The following is a 19,216-nucleotide window of genomic DNA, read 5'->3' on the forward strand; positions in this document are numbered from 1 at the left end:
CAGCGATTCGGACGTGCGGTGGTGCTACTTCGCGGCGCGGAGCGTCGCCACCTGGTACAGCGCGACGGAGGTCGCGATGCCCGCGTTCAGCGACTCGGTGGCCGCGGAGATCGGGATCGAGACGATCTGGTCGCAGGTTTCGGCGACCAGACGCGACAACCCCTTGCCCTCAGAGCCGACCACGATCACGACGGGGCGGTCGGCCAGCTGGAGGGCGGGAAGGGCGATGTCGCCGTCACCATCGAGCCCGAGCACGAACACGCCCTGCTTCTTGAACTCCTTGAGCTGCGTGGTGAGGTTGGTCGCGAGAGCGACGGGCGTCCGCGCGACCGCTCCGGCGCTGGTCTTCCAGGCGGCGGAGTTCACCCCGGCCGAACGACGCTGCGGCAGGATGATGCCGTGGCCACCGAAGGCCGCGGTGGAGCGGATGATGGCTCCGAGGTTGCGGGGGTCGGTGATGCCGTCGAGCGCGACGAACAGCGGCACCTGGCCGCGGTCGATGACCTGTTCGAGCAGGTCCTGCGGGTGCGCGTACTCGTACGGCGGCACCTTGATCGCGACGCCCTGGTGCACGCCGTCGAAGCCGGCCATGCGGTCGAGCTCCGGACGCGTGACCTCCATCACCGGGATGCCCCGGTGCGTGGCGATCGACAGCATCTCCTTCACGCGGTCATCCATCTCGACGCGCTGCGCGATGTAGAACGCCGTCGCCGGGATCTTCGCGCGCAGGGCTTCGAGCACCGAGTTGCGACCCGTGACGTTCTCGGTGTCATCCCCGGCCTTCGCCTTCGGCGCACGGTTGCCGCCGCCACCGGAGCCCGGCCTGCTGCCACCGGGACGGCCTTTGCCGCCCGTCGCGGCGGCGTAGCGCTCGGCTGCAGCCTTGCGCTTGCCGGCGGGGTGCCAGGCGCGGTCCTCCGCCTTCGGGGTGGGGCCGCGGCCTTCGAGCGCCTTGCGTCCGAGTCCGCCGGTGCCCTTGGTAGGGCCCTTCTTCTTGCCGTTGCTTGCGCCGGGGCGCCCTGGCTTAACCATCAATACTCCAATGAGTTCCGTCTGCGGTGTCTTCGAGGACGATGCCGGCCGCCGCGATGGCATCGCGGATCCGATCGGCGGTCGTCCAGTCCTTGTCGGCTCGCGCCTGCGCGCGCTGGCCGATCATCGTCTGGACGAGTGCGTCCAGGGTCCTGTGTTCGGCGAGATCTCCGCCGCTGCTCATGAGCGCGTCGAGACCGAGCACACGCACCATCGCGTCCACCTCGACGAATGCGACCCATGCCTGATCTTGATCGCCCGCGTCGATCGCCGAGTTGCCGCGGCGCACAGTTTCGTGCAGGACCGCGAGAGCCTGCGGCACGCCGAGATCATCATCCATCGCGGTGGCGAAGGCCTCGGGGACCACGCCGATCCCCTGCTCCTCCGGCGCGCCGGGAAGAGTTCGGCGTACCCGCGCGACGAACGTGCCGATGCGGCCGAGCGCGGCATCCGCCTCGTCCCACGACGACGCGGTCAGGTCGAGGCTGGACCGGTAGTGCGCCGCGGCGAGGGCATAGCGCACCACGAGGGGATCGCGCTCCGAGAGCACGTCGGCGGCGAGGGTGAAGTTCCCGAGCGACTTCGACATCTTCTGGCCGTTCACTGTGACGAGGCCGTTGTGCACCCAGTACTGGGCGAATCCGTCGCCGGCCGCGGTCGACTGCGCGAGTTCGTTCTCGTGGTGCGGGAAGCGCAGATCGAGCCCTCCCCCGTGGATGTCGAACGCGCTGCCGAGGTAGCGCTTCGCCATCGCCGAGCACTCGATGTGCCAGCCGGGGCGACCGGCGCCCCACGGAGACGACCAGCTGGCGTCGGCGGGCTCGTCGGCCTTCGCGCCCTTCCAGAGGGCGAAGTCCTGCGGGTTCCGCTTGCCGCGGGGGTCCGCATCCTCTGCGGCCTCCATGGCGTCGACCGACTGGTGGGTGAGCGCACCATACTCGCTCCACGAGCGCACGTCGAAGTACACGTCTCCCGATCCATCCGCTGCAGGATACGCGTGGCCGCGCTCGATGAGCGTGCCGATCAGCTCCTGCATCTGCGGGATCGACGCCGTCGCACGGGGTTCATAGGTCGGGGGGAGGATGCCGATGCCGGCATACGCCGCGGTGAACTCCTGCTCGATCCGGTAGGCCAGCGCCCACCACGGTTCGGTCGCGGTGGCGTTCGCGAGCACCTTGTCGTCGATGTCGGTCACGTTGCGCACGAAGGTGACGCGGCCGTAGCGGTACTCCAGCCACCGGCGCAGCAGATCGAAGCTCAACGCCGCCCTGACGTGTCCGATGTGCGGCCCCGACTGCACCGTCGGACCGCAGACGTACATGGTGACGTTCTCGGGGTCGAGTGGCACGAAGTCGCGCAGTTGCTGCGCGCGGGTGTCGTGGAGGCGGAGTGTCACCGCTCAAGCTTACTGGGGGACGGCTGAGCAGCAGCCGTCAGGCGACGAATCCCGGAGCATGTGACGAATCACGGACCGATCGGGGGAAAAGCTCCGCGATCCGTCACATGTTCCGTGAACCGTCCGGCACCACCAACGCGACCGCGGTGACCGAGATCCCCTCGCCGCGACCGGGGAAGCCGAGTCCGTCCGTCGTCGTGGCCGTGATCGAGACGGGGGCTCCCCCGAGCGCCGCGGACAGCGCCTCTTCCGCCTCGGCCCGCCGTGCGCTGAACCGTGGACGGTTGCCCTGGAACTGCGCCGACACGTTGCCGATCGCGAAGCCCGCCTCCGAGAGCAGCTGCCGGGTTCGCGCGAGGAACACCGCGGCGTGAGCCCCCGCGTACTCCGGATGCGCGGTGCCGAAGTGCTGTCCGATGTCGCCGAGTCCGGCGGCGCCGAGCAGGGCATCCACGATCGCGTGCGCAACGGCATCACCGTCGGAATGGCCGGAGAGCGCCGGCTCCCCCGGCCATTCGAGTCCGGCCAACCAGAGATCCCCCTCGCCACCGAACGCGTGCACGTCGGTGCCGATACCGATCAGGGGCAGGCCGCCTCGCGTGTGAGGAGCTGGAGCGGAATGCACCTCAGCCGCCTCCGCCAGCAGGTGGCGGGCGCGCTCGAGGTCGGAGGGGGTCGTGATCTTGAACGCGCGAGCCGAACCGTCGATGTGGCGCACGAGGTGACCGGCGGCGGCGAACAGAGCCGCATCATCGGTGTACTCGACGCGGGATGACAGCGCCGCCGCATACGCCGACTCGAGGAGAGCGCGCGGGAACCCCTGCGGGGTCTGGGCCGCCGCGAGCTCCGACCGGTCCACGGCACCGATCACGGCGTCGCCATCGACGCGCTTCAGAGTGTCCACCACCGGCAGTGCAGGGATCACGCCCACCTCAGAGGTGACGGCGGCAACGACCGCGTCGATCTGCGCCGGCGGTGTGAGCGCGCGGGCGGCATCGTGCACCAGGACCGTGGCGATGTCGCCCCACAGCGCCGCGAGCCCCGCCGAGACGGACTGCTGGCGGGTCGATCCGCCGGTCACGACCCGCACGAGGTCCACGCGGTCACCGGCCGCCTCGCGCGCCTCGGTCTCGACATCACCCTCGAAGCCGGCAGGGGCCACGACGATCACCTGGGCGGGAGCCGCAGCGAAGACACCGTCGAGGGCATGGCGCAGGATCGAGCGGCTGTCGATGCCGACGAGGGCCTTGGGCGCTCCGGCATCCAGGCGAGTGCCGGAGCCGGCGGCGACGACGATGATCGCGGTGTCCGGAACGGGGAGCATGGTCACCCCCTCACGCTACCGTCTCACGGGGACGACGCACCGTCTCGCGGGAACGACGAAGGGGCGGATGCGAGCTGCATCCGCCCCTTCGTCACGGCCCGTCATTCATCGCGACAGGGCCGCTCACAGATTCAGGAAGCCAGTACCTCGTCGAGCAGAGCGCCCGCCTTGTCCTCATCGGTCTTCTCAGCGAGCGCGAGCTCGGAGATCAAGATCTGACGAGCCTTCGCCAGCATCCGCTTCTCACCAGCGGAGAGACCGCGGTCCTGGTCACGGCGCCACAGGTCGCGGACGACCTCGCTGACCTTGATGACATCGCCGGAGGCGAGCTTCTCGAGGTTCGCCTTGTAACGACGGGACCAGTTGGTGGGCTCCTCGGTGAACGGCGCACGCAGCACCTCGAACACATGGTCGAGGCCCTCCTTGCCGATCACGTCGCGCACGCCGACCAGGTCGACATTCTCCGCGGGCACCTCGATGATCAGATCACCCTGGGTGACGTTGAGCTTCAGGTACTTCTTCGCCTCACCCTTGATGATGCGCTCCTTGACCTCGATGATGGTCGCAGCGCCATGGTGGGGATAGACGACTGTTTCGCCAACCTCAAAAAGCATAAAAACGTGTCCTTTCGGCAACCTCAAGGATACCACAGGCAAGATGCGCTAAGGTTCGCGCCCCCACGTCTCCGATACGCCTGGCGCATACCCGTAGAATGGATGCGGACACCCCGTCGGACCTCAGGAGGACCCGTGAAATCGCGCCTTGTTGCGTCTGCCGCCATCAGCGCCCTCGTTCTTCTCGGCGCGACCGGCTGCACGTTCATCACGCCGCAGTCGACGAAGATCGAATACTCCGGCTCTGACGGCGTGAACATCTCCGACGAAGACGGTCCCCTCGCAGTGCGCAACGCATTCATCGTCGCGAACGAAGACGGCTCCGTCGGCAACTTCATCGCCGCGGTCGTCAACCCCACAGAAGAACGGGCGACACTGACGATCAGCGTCGCGGGCAACGACTTCACCGAGACGGTCCCCGCCGGTGACCGCGTGAGCTTCGGCGCAGACGCCGAACCGCTGCGCATCGTCGGCCTGAACGCGAAGCCCGGCTCCACGATCGAGATGCACTTCCAGTCGGGCGACTCCATCGGGGTCAAGACGCAGGTGCCCGTGCTCGACGGCTCGCTGCCGTACTACGCCGATCTCGTTCCTTCCGACGACTGATCCGCACCACGACCACCGATGGCTGAGGCCGGGCATCCCCTGGGGGTGCCCGGCCTCAGCCATCGGCGCGTCAGCGCTCAGCCCTCGAACCGATAGCCGAGTCCGCGCACGGTCACGAGCATGACCGGCTCGCCGGGGTTCTCCTCGATCCGCGAGCGGATGCGTTTGATGTGCACGTCGAGCGTCTTCGTGTCGCCGAAGTAGTCGCTCCCCCACACCCGGTCGATCAGCTGGCCCCGCGTGAGCACACGGCCCGAGTTGCGCATCAGCACCTCGAGGAGCTCGAACTCCTTCAGCGGCATGTTGATGACCGATCCTGCGACGGACACCGTGTGGCGATCGATGTCGAGCGACACCCGTCCACCGTCCAGCACCCGCTCGTCGAGCTCGCTGTCGGCCTGCACGACCCGCCGCAGCACCGCTCGCATCCGGGCCAGCAGCTCGCGCGAGGAGTAGGGCTTGGTGATGTAGTCGTCGGCGCCGAGCTCGAGCCCCACGACGATGTCGACCTCGGAGTCCTTGGCCGTGAGCATGATGATCGGCACGGCGGAGGTCGAGCGGATCTGCCGGCACACCTCGGTACCGGGCATCCCCGGCAGCATCAGGTCGAGCAGCACGATGTCGGCTCCGCGCTCACGGAACGCCGAGAGCGCCCCCGGCCCGTCCTCGGCGATCTCCACCTCGTATCCCTCACGGCGCAGCAGGTACGCCAGCGGGTCGGCGAGGTCGGGCTCGTCTTCGACGAGAAGGATGCGGGTCATGCTTTCTCTCCGTTTCGCACGCGTGCACCCGCGGACTTGTCCGCCTTGCGCGCGCGTTTCTTCTTGCGCTTCTTGCCCGTGTCTTCGATCACGGGGGCGTCGATCTGCGGGAGGCGGACCGTGAACGTGGAGCCGCGTCCGGGCCGCGACCACAGCCGCACCTCGCCGCCGTGACGTTGGGTGGCGTGCTTGACGATCGAGAGGCCGAGTCCCGTGCCGCCGGTGCGGCGGGAGCGTGCCTCATCTGCCCGGTAGAACCGTTCGAAGATGCGCTCGCGGTCGGCCTCGGAGATCCCGATGCCCTGATCGGAGACCGCGATCTCGACCACGCCGCCATCCGCCTTCACTCCGACTCCGACGCGGGACCCCCGCGGGGAGTACACGATCGCATTGGCCACGAGGTTGCCGATCGCTTCGATCAGGATCTGCGCGTCGCCGCGCACCCAGGCACCGCGGTCGCCTCCACGCGTGAGATCGACGCCGGCGGAATCGGCCTGCACGACGTGGGCTTCGATGGATGCCGCGATCACTTCGTCGATGGACACGGGGTCGACGTCGGTGAGGCCGTCATCGGCCTGGAGGCGCGACAGGCTCATGATGCGTCCGGTGAGCTGGCCGAGACGCCCCGCCTCTGCGGAGATGCGGGCGGCGAAGATCCGCACCTGGGCGGGGTCGTCCGCGGCGGATTCGATGGCCTCGGCGAGCAGGCTCACCGCTCCGACCGGCGTCTTGAGCTCGTGGCTCGTGTTCGCCACGAAGTCGCGGCGCATCTGATCGAGGCGCTCCTGCTCGGTGATGTCGCGGATGATGACGAGCGCCATCCGTGCACCGATCACACTCGCCCGCGCCGAGACGAGGCGAGGGTCGAGGCTGAGCCCGCCGCGCGTGATGCGCAGCGTCTCCGTCTTCGTACCGCCCACGGCCCTGACGCTGCGCACGAGCTGCCGCAGCTCGGGATTATCGAGCGTCGCCCCGACCTCGATGCCGAAACGCGCAGCCGCGTGCGATCCGGCCAGGACCAGCCCGGAGGAGTCGACGACGCAGGCGGCATCGTCCATGCTGTCGAGCACGTCGGTCATCCCGTCCGGCACGGTGGTCGACGTCTCCAGTTCGACCTTCGCCCTTGCCCGGTACGCCCACACGATCAGGAGCGAGAACCCTACTCCGATCAGCACGCCCACGGCGAGTGCGATCAGCGCGATCTGCGGCAGGGTCATGACACCAGCGTAGAGTGCGTTCACCTGCACTCCGGCGGGTTTCCCCGCCCCTGCGGCAAGGAGAGAAGTACTATTCACGTGCTGGGCACCGTTCGTTAACCTTCGGGGCACACAATCGCATCGGGCCTGTGCGGGAGTGCAGAGCTGCTCTCGTGCGGACGACCCGCCGTCTCGCGCTGACACACAGTCGAGATTCGAATGAAAGGTTGCGCCCCAACATGCGCGAAGTCTTCCACCAGTCCCTCGAGGACCTGCAGAACCGCCTCGTGGAGATCGCCGACCTCGTCACGGTCTCGATCGACAAGGCCACCCGCGCCTTCGCCACGAGCGACGTCGCGCTGGCCGAAGAGGTGATCGCCGACGACGCGAAGATCGATGAGCTGGCTGTCGCGCTCGACGAGCAGGCGATCGAGATCCTCGCGCGACAGCAGCCGGTTGCGCGCGACCTGCGCATCGTCGTCAGCGCGCTGCGGGTGAGCGCTTCCCTCGAGCGCATGGGCGACATGTCCGAGCACATCGCGCAGCTCGCACGTCTCCGCTTCCCCGAGCGCGCCATCCCGAAGGGGCTCAAGAGCACGTTCAAGCGCATGGGCGAGCTGGACGTCGAGATCGCCCGGACCCTCAGCGAGCTGCTGCGCACGCAGGATCTGCGCCTGGCGGATGCCATCCGCAACTCCGATGACGATGTCGACGAGCTCCACGTGAACGTCTTCGACAAGGTGCTCAGCGACAACTGGAAGGGCGAAGCGACCGCGACCGTCGACGCGACCCTGGCCAGCCGCTACCACGAGCGTTTCGCCGACCACGCGGTCGCCGTCGCCAAGAAGGTCGTGTACCTCGCGACAGGCGACTGGCAGGTCGACGAGGAGGACATCGCCCTCGCCGTCGAGCAGCAGCAGGAGCTCGGGCACGCCTGACCCCTCCACTGCCGCTCCCTCTGCGTGACGAAGCCCCTCCTGATCCACACGGATCGGGAGGGGCTTCGTCTGTGAGCGAGGCTTCGACTGAGCCGACGCCGCCTACTTCTTGCCCTGCGCGGCGACCGCGGCGGCACCGGCGGCGGCGGCCTCGGGGTCGAGGTAGCGGCCGGGGCCGGTGGGCACGTTGTTCTCGTCCAGCTCGTAGACGAGCGGGATGCCGGTGGGGATGTTGAGCTCGGCGATGTCATCGTCGCTGATGCCCTCGAGGTGCTTCACGAGGCCGCGCAGCGAGTTGCCGTGTGCGGTGACGAGCACGGTCTTGCCGGCTTCGAGGTCGGGCACGATCGCGCTGTCCCAGTAGGGCAGGAGACGGTCGATGACCAGCTTGAGCGACTCGGTGCGGGGCACCTCGCCGTCGATGTCGGCGTACCGGACGTCGTGGACCTGGCTGAACTCGCTGTCGTCGTCGAGCACGGGCGGCGGCACGTCGAACGAGCGGCGCCACAGCTGGAACTGCTCCGGGCCGAACTCCTCGAGCGTCTGCGCCTTGTCCTTGCCCTGCAGGGCGCCGTAGTGGCGCTCGTTCAGACGCCAGGAGCGCGTCACGGGGATCCACAGGCGGTCGGCCGCGTCGAGCGCGATGTTGGCGGTCTGGATGGCGCGGCTGAGCAGCGAGGTGTGCAGCACGTCGGGCAGGATGCCGGCCTCGGCCAGCAGCTCGCCGCCACGGCGGGCCTCGTTCCTGCCCTGCTCGTTGAGGCGGACATCCACCCAACCGGTGAAGAGGTTCAGTTCGTTCCACTCGCTCCGGCCGTGGCGGAGCAGGATGAGGGTGCGCGTCGCAGTCATGCCGCCAGTTTATCCGTGGCGGTCCCGCGCTCGCTCGCGTGCTGGAAGGATTGACGCATGGCGTCATCTCCCCTGGGTCGTCCGACGCGCGGCACGACCGGGACCAACCGGCTGCGGCGCAATGATCGGTGGATCGCCGCGAGCGAGGCGTTCCGGCGCGCCACCGACCCGCTGGTGATCGACCTCGGCTACGGCGCGAGCGGTGTCACGGCGTTCGAGCTCGCGACCAGGCTGCGCGCCGTCCGGCCGGACGCCGAGGTGCGCGGCCTCGAGATCGACCCTGTCCGCGTCGCCACGGCCACCGCGCAGCTGGAGGAGGTGCGCGCCGGCCGCACTCCGTTCGCTTCCGACCTGCCCGTCTCGTTCGCACGCGGCGGGTTCGAGGTGCCGCTGCCGGCCGGTCGCCGCGCCGCCGTCATCCGCGCCATGAACGTGCTGCGCCAATACGACGAGGCGGATGTGGCCGACGCCTGGCAGACGGTCGCCGCACGTCTGGCACCGGGCGGCCTCCTCATCGAAGGCACCTGCGACGAGATCGGGCGCGTCTCCACCTGGATCGATGTGCGGACGGACGGCACCCCGGTGCGGTTCACGCTCTCGCTGCGGCTCGCCGAGCTCGAGCAGCCGAGCATCGTCGCCGAGCGCCTGCCGAAGGCACTGATCCATCGCAACGTCGCCGGAGAGCGCATCCATGCGCTGCTCGTCGATCTCGACCGCGAGTGGGATCGGGCGGCGTCGCTGTCGACGTTCGGGGCGACGCAGCGGTTCCTCGCCGCGGTGACGGCGCTGCGAGCACAGGGCTGGCCGATCCTCGGCGGTCGCACACGCTGGCGTCTGGGCGAGCTCACGCTGCCGTGGGATGCAGTGGCGCCTCTGCGCTGACAGGGGCGGAACCGCTCAGCGACCGCCGGTCGTGGTGCGGGGGTCCGGTGCCGCCGGACGACGCGAGAGTCGGGTGAGCCGAGGGATGTCGGCGGTGGCACCGGCATCCGCCGGCACGATGACCTGCTGGGCCGCCGCGATGTCGATGCCGTCGGCCCGCACCGTGAGGTCACCCACCGGTGTCCGACGCGACAGGATCGCGAGCGCGATCGGACCGTCCTCGTGGTGCCGCGCGGCAGACGTGATGTGCCCGACCTCGTCGTCGCCGGCGAACACGGGCGACCCGGCCGGAGGCAGCACCGCATCACTGCCGTCGAGCTGCAGCGCGGCGAGCCGGCGGGGCGGATGGCCGAGGTTGTGCACCTTCGCGACGGTCTCCTGGCCGCGGTAGCAGCCCTTGTTCAGATGCACGGCGCTGCGGAGCCAGTCAGACTCGTGCGGCAGCGACCTCTCATCGACCTCGGCAGCCCACCGCGGACGCCAGGCGGCGATGCGCAGCGCTTCGGCCGCGAGCAGTCCGGCTGCCGCCTCCGGATCGAGCGAGTCCGCGAGCGTCGACGCCTCAGCGTTCGTGAGGATGCCGACACGCCAGGCGAGCGCCGCGCCCGGATGTTCGGAGATCTCGGCGTACTGGTGACCGCCCGCCGTGACGTGCTGCCACGGATCCGCCCAGACGAGCGGCGTCCCGTTCGTCGCGAGCGCGGCCGCCACGACCGTCGCCGCGGCCGAGGCGCCGTCGACGAATCCGACCAGCGTCAGGTCGGTGCGACGTTCGACCGTCGCCTGCGTGCGGAACTTCATCCGCGTCAACCACGAGGCCAGGGCATCGGCATCACCCGCGTCGGCGATCAGCCAGGTCGAGGATCCGTCATCCATCACTCCGGCGGCGTGCTCCACGCGGCCCTGCGGATCGAGCACCAGGAGCTCGGTGCTCTCGCCGGGGGCGAGACGCCCCACCGCCTGCGAGGTGATGGAGTCGAGCCAGCTCAACCGCTCCGGGCCGGCGACCTCGATCACGGCACGGTCGTCGAGGGGCGCGATGGCGGTGCCGGCAGCGAGACAGCGCTGCTCGCGGAACGGATCTCCGAAGTGGGCGATGCCCGCGTCGTCGGAGACGGCACCGGGAATGCCGGAGAAGGCGCTCATGTCAGACCTTCGCCAGGCGCGCGGACGCGTGCGAGCGCAGCGGAGTCCCCAGGGCGGCGATGTCCCACGCCCACAGCAGGTGACCGTCGACGAGACCGTAGATCCGGGTGGCGGCACCGTAGTCCTTGCCGCCGGCACCGCGGACGATCGCATCGGAAGCCATGTCGATGCGCGGCCCCTTGATCTCGCCCAGGTACAGCTCCAGCATTCCGTCGGAATGCGCGAGCGAGACCTCGATGGGGAAGGCGCCGTTGTCGCCACGCAGCTCTTCTACGTCGTCGACCGTGCGCGGAGCAGCCACGGCCTGCGGCGGAAGCAGCGCCGGGCCCGCGTCGGCGTCACCGGCAGGACGAGAGAGACGCCAGAAGCCGATCTCGGAGACCAGCGGGAGCGACTGCTCCCCGTCTTCACCGAGAAGCGTGGCGGTGCTGGAGTAGTTCAGGAACGGCCCGCCGTCATGGCTGAAGCTCACGCGATGCGCGAACTCCCCCTGCAATCGCTCGTCACCGACGGGGAAGTCGATGACACCCGTGCCCTCCCACACGCCGATCAGCCACGAGAGCGGGGCAAGGTCTGCGGGGAGGTCGGTCGGCAGTTCGAGCACGATGCGATCAGCGCTGGCCGCGGAAGAGGTTGCGCAGAACCACGGCGGACACGAAGACGATCGCGAGGCTCGCCAGGCCCAACAGGCCGATGAAGAAGAATTCGAGCGCGATGAGGTCCATGGCCTCCACATTACCGCTCTCCGGCGACGATGTCAGCGGAGCGGCGGAGGTCACGCGGGGATCAGCGCCGCGATCCCGAACCCGACGGAGATCAAGCCCATCAGGATCAGCGCCCCGGTGACGCTGCCGGCGACCCGGAAGATGAACCCCTGGGTGCGTCCGTACCAGAGCTGCACGGCGAACGAGAGGAGCACGACTCCTCCGAACGCGACAAGCATCCAGGGGACGCGCCACTCCTCCGAGACGAAGATCCCGACCGCGACGGCAGCGAGGAAGGCCGCGATCCACACCCCGACCACGCCGATGAGCGCGTTACGCGGTGCGAGAGCTGGTTCCGACATGACTCCATTGTTGCGCATCCGCTCCCGGTATCATGGCGGCACGGCGTCAACCCGGTGCCGGTGAGGAGTGCGTGTGGCCCAGGTCCTGGTTCTGACGAACGCTCCCGCATCAGAGCAGGTGCTCCCTGCGCTCGAGCTGCTCAGCCACCGCGTGCGCCAGATCCCGGCCGAACCGTCGCAGCTGGTGAGCGCTCCGGAGTACGACCTCGTGATCGTCGACGGTCGACACGATCTGGTCGGGGCGAAGTCGCTGTGCCGCCTGCTGCGTGTCGCCGGACAGGACGCTCCGCTGCTGCTCGTCGTGACCGAGGGCGGGATGAGCGCGCTCTCCGGAGACTGGGAGATCGACGACGTCCTCCTCTCCACCGCGGGGCCCGCCGAGACCGATGCCCGCGTCCGCCTGGCTCTCGCCCGGCGCGACGATGTCGCGGAGCCGACCCGTGTGCAGGCCTCCGGCGTCACGATCGACGAGCAGTCCTACTCCGCGAAGCTACGCGGCAAGCCGCTCGACCTCACCTACAAGGAGTTCCAGCTTCTGCACTTCCTCGCCACGCACCCCTCGCGCGTCTTCACCCGCGAACAGCTGCTCAGCGAGGTGTGGGGCTACGACTACTTCGGCGGCACGAGGACGGTCGACGTGCACGTGCGACGGCTGCGGGCGAAGCTCGGCGACCAGGAGCAGATCATCGGCACCGTGCGCAACGTGGGCTACCGCTTCAACGTGTACGACGAGGATTCGGTCGCCGCTGCGGGGTAACGGAACGGCTCCGTTCACGCGCGCGTCACTTCGCGGTGATTAGATGTACCCCATGATCGATCCCGCACTCGCCGATGCCGGCCTCGGTGACGCCGAAGACGACGACTTCGACGCGAACGAGTCGCCCGATGCTCTGCTGCCCGACCACCGCTACTTCGATCGCGAGCTGAGCTGGCTGGCGTTCAACCAGCGCGTGCTCGAACTCGCGGAGGACGCATCGCTGCCCGAACTCGAGCGGGCGAACTTCCTGGCGATCTTCGCGAGCAACCTCGACGAGTTCTTCATGGTCAGAGTCGCAGGCCTCAAGCGCCGTATCATGACCGGTCTGGCCGTGCCGACGAACATCGGCCGCTCCCCCGTCGATGCTCTCGCCGACATCTCCCGCGAAGCGCACGCGCTGCAACTGCGTCATGCCGAGGCATGGACATCACAGGTACGCCCCGCACTCGCCGACGCCGGCATCGAGATGAGCTCGTGGTCGGAGCTCACCGAGTCCGAGCGATCGGCTCTGTCGGAGTACTTCCAGCTCCAGGTCTTCCCGGTGCTGATGCCCCTGGCTGTCGACCCCGCCCACCCCTTCCCGTACATCTCGGGCCTTTCGCTGAACCTCGCGATCCGCATCCGCAACGCCCGCACGGGGCGCCAGGAGTTCGCGCGTCTCAAGGTGCCGCCGATGCTCCCGCGGTTCGTCGAGGTGCCCGGCACCAGCGAGATCACGCGCTATCTGAGCCTGGAGGAGCTGATCGCGAACCACCTGGGCGATCTCTTCCCCGGCATGGAGGTGCTCGACCACCACGCCTTCCGCCTGACCCGCAACGAAGACGTCGCGATCGAGGAGGACGAGAGCGAGAACCTCATCCAGGCACTCGAGGCCGAGCTGCTCCGCCGGCGGTTCGGCCCGCCGATCCGCCTCGAGATCACGGACGACATGGATGCGGTGACACTGGAGCTGCTCGTGAAGGAGCTCGACATCACCGACCAGGAGGTCTACCGCCTCCCCGGGCCGCTCGACCTGCGCGGCCTGTTCGGGCTCTCCCGCATCGACCGCCCCGACCTGCGCTACCCGCCGCACCTGCCGACCACCGCTGTCGCCTTCCAACCCGGTGACAGCAACACCCGTGCCGACATGTTCGCGGCGATCCGCAAGTCCGATGTACTCGTGCACCACCCCTATGAGTCGTTCACCACGAGCGTGCAGGCGTTCCTCGAGCAGGCCGCCCGCGACCCTCACGTGCTGGCCATCAAGCAGACGCTCTACCGCACCTCGGGCGACAGCCCCATCGTGCAGGCCCTGATCGATGCGGCGGAGGCGGGCAAGCAGGTGCTCGCCCTGGTCGAGGTCAAGGCGCGCTTCGACGAGGCGAACAACATCGTCTGGGCGCGCAAGCTCGAGAAGGCCGGCGTGCACGTGGTGTACGGTCTGGTCGGCCTCAAGACGCACTGCAAGCTGGCTCTCGTCATCCGCGAGGAAGAGGGCACGCTGCGCCACTACTCGCACGTGGGCACCGGGAACTACAACCCGAAGACGAGCCGCATCTACGAGGACTTCGGCCTGTTCACCGCCGACGCCCAGGTCGGCAAGGACCTCACCCGCCTGTTCAACGAGCTCAGCGGCTACGCGATCGAGAAGAAGTTCAAGCGGCTTCTCGTCGCGCCCCTGCACTTGCGCAAGGGCCTGGTGCGCCAGATCGACGCTGAGCGCAAGAACGCCGAAGCCGGCAAGCCCGCCCGCATCCGCATCAAGGTGAACTCGATGGTCGACGAGGAGATCATCGACTCCCTGTACCGCGCGAGCGTGGCCGGGGTGAAGGTCGAAGTGTGGGTGCGCGGCATCTGCAGCCTGCGCACCGACCTCGACGGCATCAGCGACAACATCACTGTGCGCAGCATCCTCGGCCGCTATCTGGAGCACTCCCGTATCTTCGCGTTCGAGAACGACGGCGATCCGCAGGTGTACATCGGCAGCGCCGACATGATGCACCGCAACCTCGACCGCCGCGTCGAGGCGCTGGTGCGGGTCACCGATCCCGCGCATCTCAAGGAACTGCTGGCGTTCTTCGACCTCGCGATGGACCCGGGGACGACCTCGTGGCACCTCGGTGCCGGCGGGGTATGGGAACGCCACGCCGTGGATGCCGACGGAAAGCCCCTGCTCGACCTGCAGGATAAGACCATGGGGTTGATCCAGCGGCGCCGTCGCGCACGGGCGGTGCGATGACACTTCGACAGACCCAGGAAGCGCCTCGCGCGAAGTGGACCGACAAGGCGGTGTACGCCGCCGGTGCGGTCGTCTGGCGTCTGGTCGACGGAAAGCTGCGCATCCTGCTGATCCATCGCACGAAGTACCGCGACATCACCCTGCCCAAGGGCAAGGTCGATCCCGGCGAGATGCTCGCCGAGACAGCGGTGCGCGAGGTGTACGAGGAGACAGGCATCCGCGTCTCGCTCGGCGTTCCCGTCGGCGTGAGCCGCTACGTGATGGCCTCGCGCAAGCAGAAAGTCGTGCACTACTGGGCCGCGGAGGCCACCGACGAGGCGATCCGCGCGTCGGCCTTCGTGCCCAACCGCGAGATCGCCGCGCTCGAATGGGTGAGCGTCAAGAAGGCCAGGTCACGACTCAGCTACCCGGTCGATCTGGAGATCCTCGACTTCTTCTCCACGCTCGTCGACGACGGCGTGCTGCGCACATTCCCCGTGATCGCGCTACGGCACGCGAAGGCGCTCCCCCGGTCGGAGTGGGACGGCTCGGATGCCTCCCGCCCGCTGACCGAGCGCGGCCGCACCCAGGCCAAGTCCCTCGTCGGACCGCTCCGCGCCTTCGGCGTGCGCAAGATCATCACCAGTGACGCCGAGCGATGCGTCCGTACCGTCGCACCTCTCGCGAAGGCGCTGGGGCGCACCCCCGTGCGGACCGAGAAGATCAGCCAGGACGCCTGGGAGGACGGCACCGACGACCTCCGCTCGGTCGTCGGCCGCCGTGTGCGTGCCGGCAAGCCCGCCGTGCTGTGCAGTCACGGCCCCGTGCTGCCAGGACTCCTCTCCGAGATCTCACTCGCGACCGGCACCATCCAGGGCTCCTACCTCAGCAGCGCGTCGGACCTCGAACCGGCCGCGTTCTCGGTCGTTCACCTCTCCGCGACCAACCCCGGCTCCGGCATCATCGCGATCGAGACGCACGTCCCGAAGGTCTGACCCTCCGCCACCTCGCTCCGCAGTGCCCGCGGTATCGAGTGGTTCCGGCGACCCCAGTGGCGACAAGGAGCGCACCCCAGAGAGTCGCCCGCCGTTCACCTGCCGTTCACCTGCGCGGGAGAGTCTCGTTAACCGCCGCACATAGCGTCACTGTGTGCCCCGCACCGGGCCTCAACCCATCCACGATCGAATGGATCCACAGTGAAGATCTCCCGAATCGCTCGCATCGGCGCCATCGGCGCCGTCGCCGCCCTCGCTCTCGCCGGCTGTGCCGCGAACGAAGGCACCACCGGTTCCACAGACGCTCCCACCTCCGACGCTCCTGCCATCAGCGGCTCGCTGGTCGGCGCGGGCGCTTCCTCGCAGCAGGTCGCCATCCAGGCGTGGACCGCCGAGTTCCAGAAGACCAACCCCGACGCTCAGGTCGAGTACGACCCGCAGGGCTCCGGCGGCGGACGCGAGTCGTTCCAGCAGGGCGCGGTGAACTTCGCCGGTTCCGACCGAGCGTTCAAGACCGACGAGATCGCCGCCGGCGGCTTCGGCGCGTGCGTCGACGGTTCCGACATCATCGAGATCCCGGCATACGTCTCGCCGATCGCGATCGTCTTCTCGCTCGACGGCGTGGATGAGCTGAACCTCGACGCCAAGACCATCGCGTCGATCTTCGCGGGCAAGATCACCAAGTGGAACGACCCGGCGATCGCCGCGGACAACCCCGACGCCACGCTCCCCGACCTGGCCATCACGCCGGTCCACCGCTCGGACAAGTCGGGCACCACGGGCAACTTCACCGACTACCTCGCGCAGACCGCTGGCGATGTCTGGACCGCGGGCAGCGTCGAGGAATGGCCGTCCGACCTCGCCGGCGAGTCCGCCGAGAAGACCTCGGGTGTCGCCAACGCCGTCAAGGGCGGACAGGGACTGATCGGCTACATCGACTCCTCGCAGGCAGCCGACTTCTCGGCCGTCAACGTCAAGGTCGGCGACAACTTCGTGCCGCACTCGGCCGAGGGCGCAGCCGCGACGCTCGACGCCTCGAAGATCGAGGACGGCCGCACCGCCGGTGACCTCGCCTTCGCGATCGACCGCACCACCACCGCCGAGGGCGCCTACCCGGTGCTCCTGGTCAGCTACCTCATCGGCTGCGCCGAGTACGAGGACGAGAACGTCGCGGCGCTGACCAAGGCGTTCTTCACCACCGCGATCAGCGCCGAGGGCCAGGACGCTGCGGCGGCCAACGCCGGCAGCGCCCCGATCTCGGACGACCTGCGCACGAAGGCGCAGGCAGCGATCGACCTCATCAAGTGATCATGAGACGGTCTCCGGGATGCTGCGGCATCCCGGAGACCGTCTGCTCGCGTCAGACACCCGATCTCCCCTGAGCAGGAAGCAGCTCCCATGACAGCCACGACCGTGCCGACGCAGACGCGCATCGTCGCGAAGAAGCGCGCCGGCGACATCTGGTTCTCCGGCACGGCGGTCGCCGCCGGATCCATGATCATGATCACGCTGGCCGCGGTCGCGATCTTCCTCATCGTGCAGTCGATCCCGGCGTTCGCCGCGACCGCCGAAGACGCCTCGCTCCTCAAGACCAACTTCTGGGACTACGTGGGTCCTCTGCTGTTCGGCACGGTGTGGGCGGCCTTCCTCGCGCTCCTCCTGGCCGTGCCGCTCTCGCTGGGTGTGGCCCTGTTCATCACCCACTACGCTCCCCGACGGCTCGCCCAGGGCCTCGGCTACGTCGTCGACCTGCTCGCCGCCGTGCCGTCGGTCGTCTTCGGCCTCTGGGGCATCCTGGTGCTGGCACCGGCCGTGCAGCCGATCTACGCATGGCTGAACACGAACGCCGGGTGGATCCCCCTCTTCGGGGGCGTGGTGTCGCCCACCGGCCGTACGATCCTCACCGCCGCCATGGTGCTCGCGGTCATGGTCGTGCCCATCATCACCGCCATCTGCCGCGAGATCTTCCTGCAGACTCCGGTGCTGCACGAGGAGGCCGCCCTCGCACTCGGCGCCACTCGCTGGGAGATGGTGCGCATGGCGGTGCTGCCCTTCGGCCGCTCCGGCATCGTGTCCGCCTCCATGCTGGGCCTCGGACGCGCCCTCGGCGAGACCATGGCCGTCGCCATGGTGCTCTCGGTCAGCAAAGCCGTCACGTTCGAGCTGCTCACCTCCACGAACCCGTCCACGATCGCCGCGAACATCGCACTGACGTTCCCCGAGGCGTACCAGATCAACATCAACATCCTCATCGCGACCGGTCTGATCCTGTTCGTCGTGACGTTCGCGGTGAACGCTCTCGCACGCTGGTTCGTGAACCGCCGCAAGGAATTCTCGGGAGCGAACTGACATGACCCTGACCGCCCCCGAATCCGCTCGAGCCGTGGCCGCCTCCCGCTCGACGGCCTCCCTCAGCTCGGGTCACCTCCCCCGCTGGTCGCCGTGGGCCCTGCTCGTGCTCTCGCTCGTCGTCGGCGCCACCCCGTTCGCGATCCAGGCCCTGGCCGCCGGGTCGGAGTTCAACGTCGCCGGCTCCGTCATCCTCGGCGCCATCATCTACCTGGTCCTGATCTACGTCCTGTCGCGCATCATCGAGGGTGCACGCAAGGCCCTCGATCGGCTCGTCACCGGCGTGGTCACCGTCGCCTTCGCGATCGCGATGGTGCCACTGGTCTCCGTCGCCGTGACCGTGGTCGCCACGGGCCTCGCGCGCTTCGACGGGTTGTTCTTCTCCTCGTCGATGCGCGGGGTGCTGGGTGAAGGCGGCGGCGCCCTCCACGCCATCGTCGGAACGCTGCTGGTCACGCTCGCCGCGGCCATCATCTCGATCCCGATCGGCCTGATGACCGCCGTCTACCTGGTCGAGTACGGCAAGAACGGGCGGATGGCGCGCACCATCACCTTCCTGGTGGACGTGATGACGGGCATCCCCTCGATCGTCGCCGGTCTGTTCGCCTACGCGGTCTTCGCGCTGATCTTCGGACCGGGCGTGCGCATGGGTATCGCCGGATCCGTCGCGCTGGCGGTGCTCATGATCCCGGTGGTCGTGCGTTCGAGCGAGGAGATGCTGCGGCTCGTGCCGAACGAGCTGCGCGAGGCCTCCTACGCACTCGGCGTGCCGAAGTGGCTCACGATCGTCAAGGTGGTGCTGCCGACCTCGATCGCCGGTATCACCACGGGTATCATGCTCGCCATCTCCCGCGTGATCGGCGAGACCGCGCCGCTGCTGCTCACGGCCGGCTTCACGGACGCCATGAACTACAACCTGTTCAGCGGCCGCATGCAGACGCTGCCGGTGTTCACCTACTCGCAGTACGCGTACCAGGGCATCCCCGCCGAGGCGTATGTGGAACGTGCCTGGGCCGCCGCGCTGACCCTCATCATCATCGTCATGGTGCTCAACCTGGTCGCGCGCCTCGTCGCGAAGATCTTCGCACCCAAGACCGGCCGCTGA

General features: G+C 68.6%; 20 protein-coding genes. 9 read left to right on the forward strand and 11 right to left on the reverse strand.

Going from position 1 to position 19,216, the window contains the following annotated elements; genetic code table 11:
- Window positions 1–24: 24 nt before the first annotated feature.
- The 4 genes from rlmB to KZC51_RS15650 form a co-directional block, all read right to left on the reverse strand.
- Entirely contained in the window at window positions 25–1,032 is a 1,008-nt protein-coding gene (rlmB, locus tag KZC51_RS15635) for a 23S rRNA (guanosine(2251)-2'-O)-methyltransferase RlmB (protein ID WP_247630950.1), read from the reverse strand.
- Entirely contained in the window at window positions 1,025–2,428 is a 1,404-nt protein-coding gene (gene cysS / locus KZC51_RS15640) for a cysteine--tRNA ligase (RefSeq protein ID WP_247630951.1), read from the reverse strand. The genes rlmB and cysS overlap by 8 nt, the downstream gene beginning before the upstream one ends.
- Window positions 2,429–2,531: 103 nt before the next feature.
- On the reverse strand, window positions 2,532–3,752 hold the full coding sequence (ispD, locus tag KZC51_RS15645; RefSeq protein WP_281732198.1) for a 2-C-methyl-D-erythritol 4-phosphate cytidylyltransferase: 1,221 nt from the start codon (window positions 3,750–3,752) through the stop codon (window positions 2,532–2,534).
- Between the two features lie 131 nt (window positions 3,753–3,883).
- Window positions 3,884–4,366: a CarD family transcriptional regulator gene (locus tag KZC51_RS15650; protein WP_017201416.1), complete on the reverse strand. Its 483-nt coding sequence runs from the start codon at window positions 4,364–4,366 to the stop codon at window positions 3,884–3,886.
- Between the two features lie 135 nt (window positions 4,367–4,501).
- On the opposite strand from KZC51_RS15650, the gene KZC51_RS15655 reads away from it, so the two are divergent.
- Window positions 4,502–4,972 (forward strand): DNA modification methylase, encoded by a 471-nt coding sequence (locus tag KZC51_RS15655; protein WP_247630953.1) that lies wholly within the window; start codon window positions 4,502–4,504, stop codon window positions 4,970–4,972.
- 77 nt (window positions 4,973–5,049) lie between these two features.
- Here KZC51_RS15655 and KZC51_RS15660 read toward each other — a convergent pair whose 3' ends face one another.
- Both KZC51_RS15660 and KZC51_RS15665 read right to left on the reverse strand, forming a co-directional pair.
- Window positions 5,050–5,733, reverse strand: a complete 684-nt coding sequence (locus KZC51_RS15660; RefSeq protein WP_247630954.1) for a response regulator — start codon at window positions 5,731–5,733, stop codon at window positions 5,050–5,052.
- Entirely contained in the window at window positions 5,730–6,950 is a 1,221-nt protein-coding gene (locus tag KZC51_RS15665; protein ID WP_247630955.1) for a sensor histidine kinase, read from the reverse strand. The genes KZC51_RS15660 and KZC51_RS15665 overlap by 4 nt, the downstream gene beginning before the upstream one ends.
- 218 nt (window positions 6,951–7,168) lie before the next feature.
- Here KZC51_RS15665 and phoU point away from each other — a divergent pair, with 218 nt between their 5' ends.
- Window positions 7,169–7,867, forward strand: a complete 699-nt coding sequence (gene phoU / locus KZC51_RS15670; protein ID WP_247630956.1) for a phosphate signaling complex protein PhoU — start codon at window positions 7,169–7,171, stop codon at window positions 7,865–7,867.
- A 102-nt stretch (window positions 7,868–7,969) separates the two neighbouring features.
- Here the strand turns inward: phoU and KZC51_RS15675 are convergent, their stop codons facing one another.
- On the reverse strand, window positions 7,970–8,719 hold the full coding sequence (locus KZC51_RS15675) for a phosphoglyceromutase (protein WP_247630957.1): 750 nt from the start codon (window positions 8,717–8,719) through the stop codon (window positions 7,970–7,972).
- Window positions 8,720–8,776: 57 nt separating this feature from the next.
- Between KZC51_RS15675 and KZC51_RS15680 the strand changes: the two genes are divergently transcribed.
- A complete protein-coding gene (locus tag KZC51_RS15680) occupies window positions 8,777–9,601 on the forward strand; it encodes a class I SAM-dependent methyltransferase (protein WP_247630958.1) in 825 nt (274 codons plus the stop codon).
- A 15-nt stretch (window positions 9,602–9,616) separates the two neighbouring features.
- On the opposite strand, the gene ygfZ is transcribed toward KZC51_RS15680, so the two are convergent.
- The 4 genes from ygfZ to KZC51_RS15700 are packed head-to-tail and all read right to left on the reverse strand — an operon-like array spanning window position 9,617 to window position 11,813.
- A complete protein-coding gene (gene ygfZ, locus KZC51_RS15685) occupies window positions 9,617–10,747 on the reverse strand; it encodes a CAF17-like 4Fe-4S cluster assembly/insertion protein YgfZ (protein WP_247630959.1) in 1,131 nt (376 codons plus the stop codon).
- A gap of 1 nt (window position 10,748) precedes the next feature.
- A complete protein-coding gene (locus KZC51_RS15690) occupies window positions 10,749–11,351 on the reverse strand; it encodes a heme-binding beta-barrel domain-containing protein (protein ID WP_247630960.1) in 603 nt (200 codons plus the stop codon).
- A gap of 7 nt (window positions 11,352–11,358) precedes the next feature.
- Complete coding sequence (locus KZC51_RS15695) at window positions 11,359–11,526, reverse strand: hypothetical protein (protein WP_247631317.1); 168 nt, start codon at window positions 11,524–11,526, stop codon at window positions 11,359–11,361.
- Entirely contained in the window at window positions 11,523–11,813 is a 291-nt protein-coding gene (locus KZC51_RS15700) for a hypothetical protein (protein ID WP_247630961.1), read from the reverse strand. Before KZC51_RS15700 ends, KZC51_RS15695 begins: the two co-directional genes overlap by 4 nt.
- Window positions 11,814–11,886: 73 nt before the next feature.
- Here KZC51_RS15700 and KZC51_RS15705 point away from each other — a divergent pair, with 73 nt between their 5' ends.
- The 6 genes from KZC51_RS15705 (at window position 11,887) to pstA (ending at window position 19,216) form a co-directional block, all read left to right on the forward strand.
- Window positions 11,887–12,570, forward strand: coding sequence for a winged helix-turn-helix transcriptional regulator (locus KZC51_RS15705; RefSeq protein ID WP_247630962.1), 684 nt, complete (start codon window positions 11,887–11,889; stop codon window positions 12,568–12,570).
- 52 nt (window positions 12,571–12,622) lie between these two features.
- Window positions 12,623–14,788, forward strand: a complete 2,166-nt coding sequence (locus KZC51_RS15710) for an RNA degradosome polyphosphate kinase (RefSeq protein ID WP_247630963.1) — start codon at window positions 12,623–12,625, stop codon at window positions 14,786–14,788.
- The gene (locus KZC51_RS15715) at window positions 14,785–15,762 is read left to right on the forward strand and encodes an NUDIX hydrolase (protein WP_247630964.1); all 978 of its coding nucleotides are present in this window, start codon (window positions 14,785–14,787) and stop codon (window positions 15,760–15,762) included. Before KZC51_RS15710 ends, KZC51_RS15715 begins: the two co-directional genes overlap by 4 nt.
- Before the next feature lie 201 nt (window positions 15,763–15,963).
- Window positions 15,964–17,070, forward strand: coding sequence for a phosphate ABC transporter substrate-binding protein PstS (pstS, locus tag KZC51_RS15720; RefSeq protein WP_247630965.1), 1,107 nt, complete (start codon window positions 15,964–15,966; stop codon window positions 17,068–17,070).
- A 90-nt stretch (window positions 17,071–17,160) separates the two neighbouring features.
- A complete protein-coding gene (pstC, locus tag KZC51_RS15725) occupies window positions 17,161–18,111 on the forward strand; it encodes a phosphate ABC transporter permease subunit PstC (RefSeq protein ID WP_247630966.1) in 951 nt (316 codons plus the stop codon).
- A gap of 1 nt (window position 18,112) precedes the next feature.
- Window positions 18,113–19,216 (forward strand): phosphate ABC transporter permease PstA, encoded by a 1,104-nt coding sequence (pstA, locus tag KZC51_RS15730; protein WP_247630967.1) that lies wholly within the window; start codon window positions 18,113–18,115, stop codon window positions 19,214–19,216.

The sequence above is a fragment of the Microbacterium croceum genome (genome assembly GCF_023091245.1).
GTDB lineage: Bacteria > Actinomycetota > Actinomycetes > Actinomycetales > Microbacteriaceae > Microbacterium > Microbacterium croceum.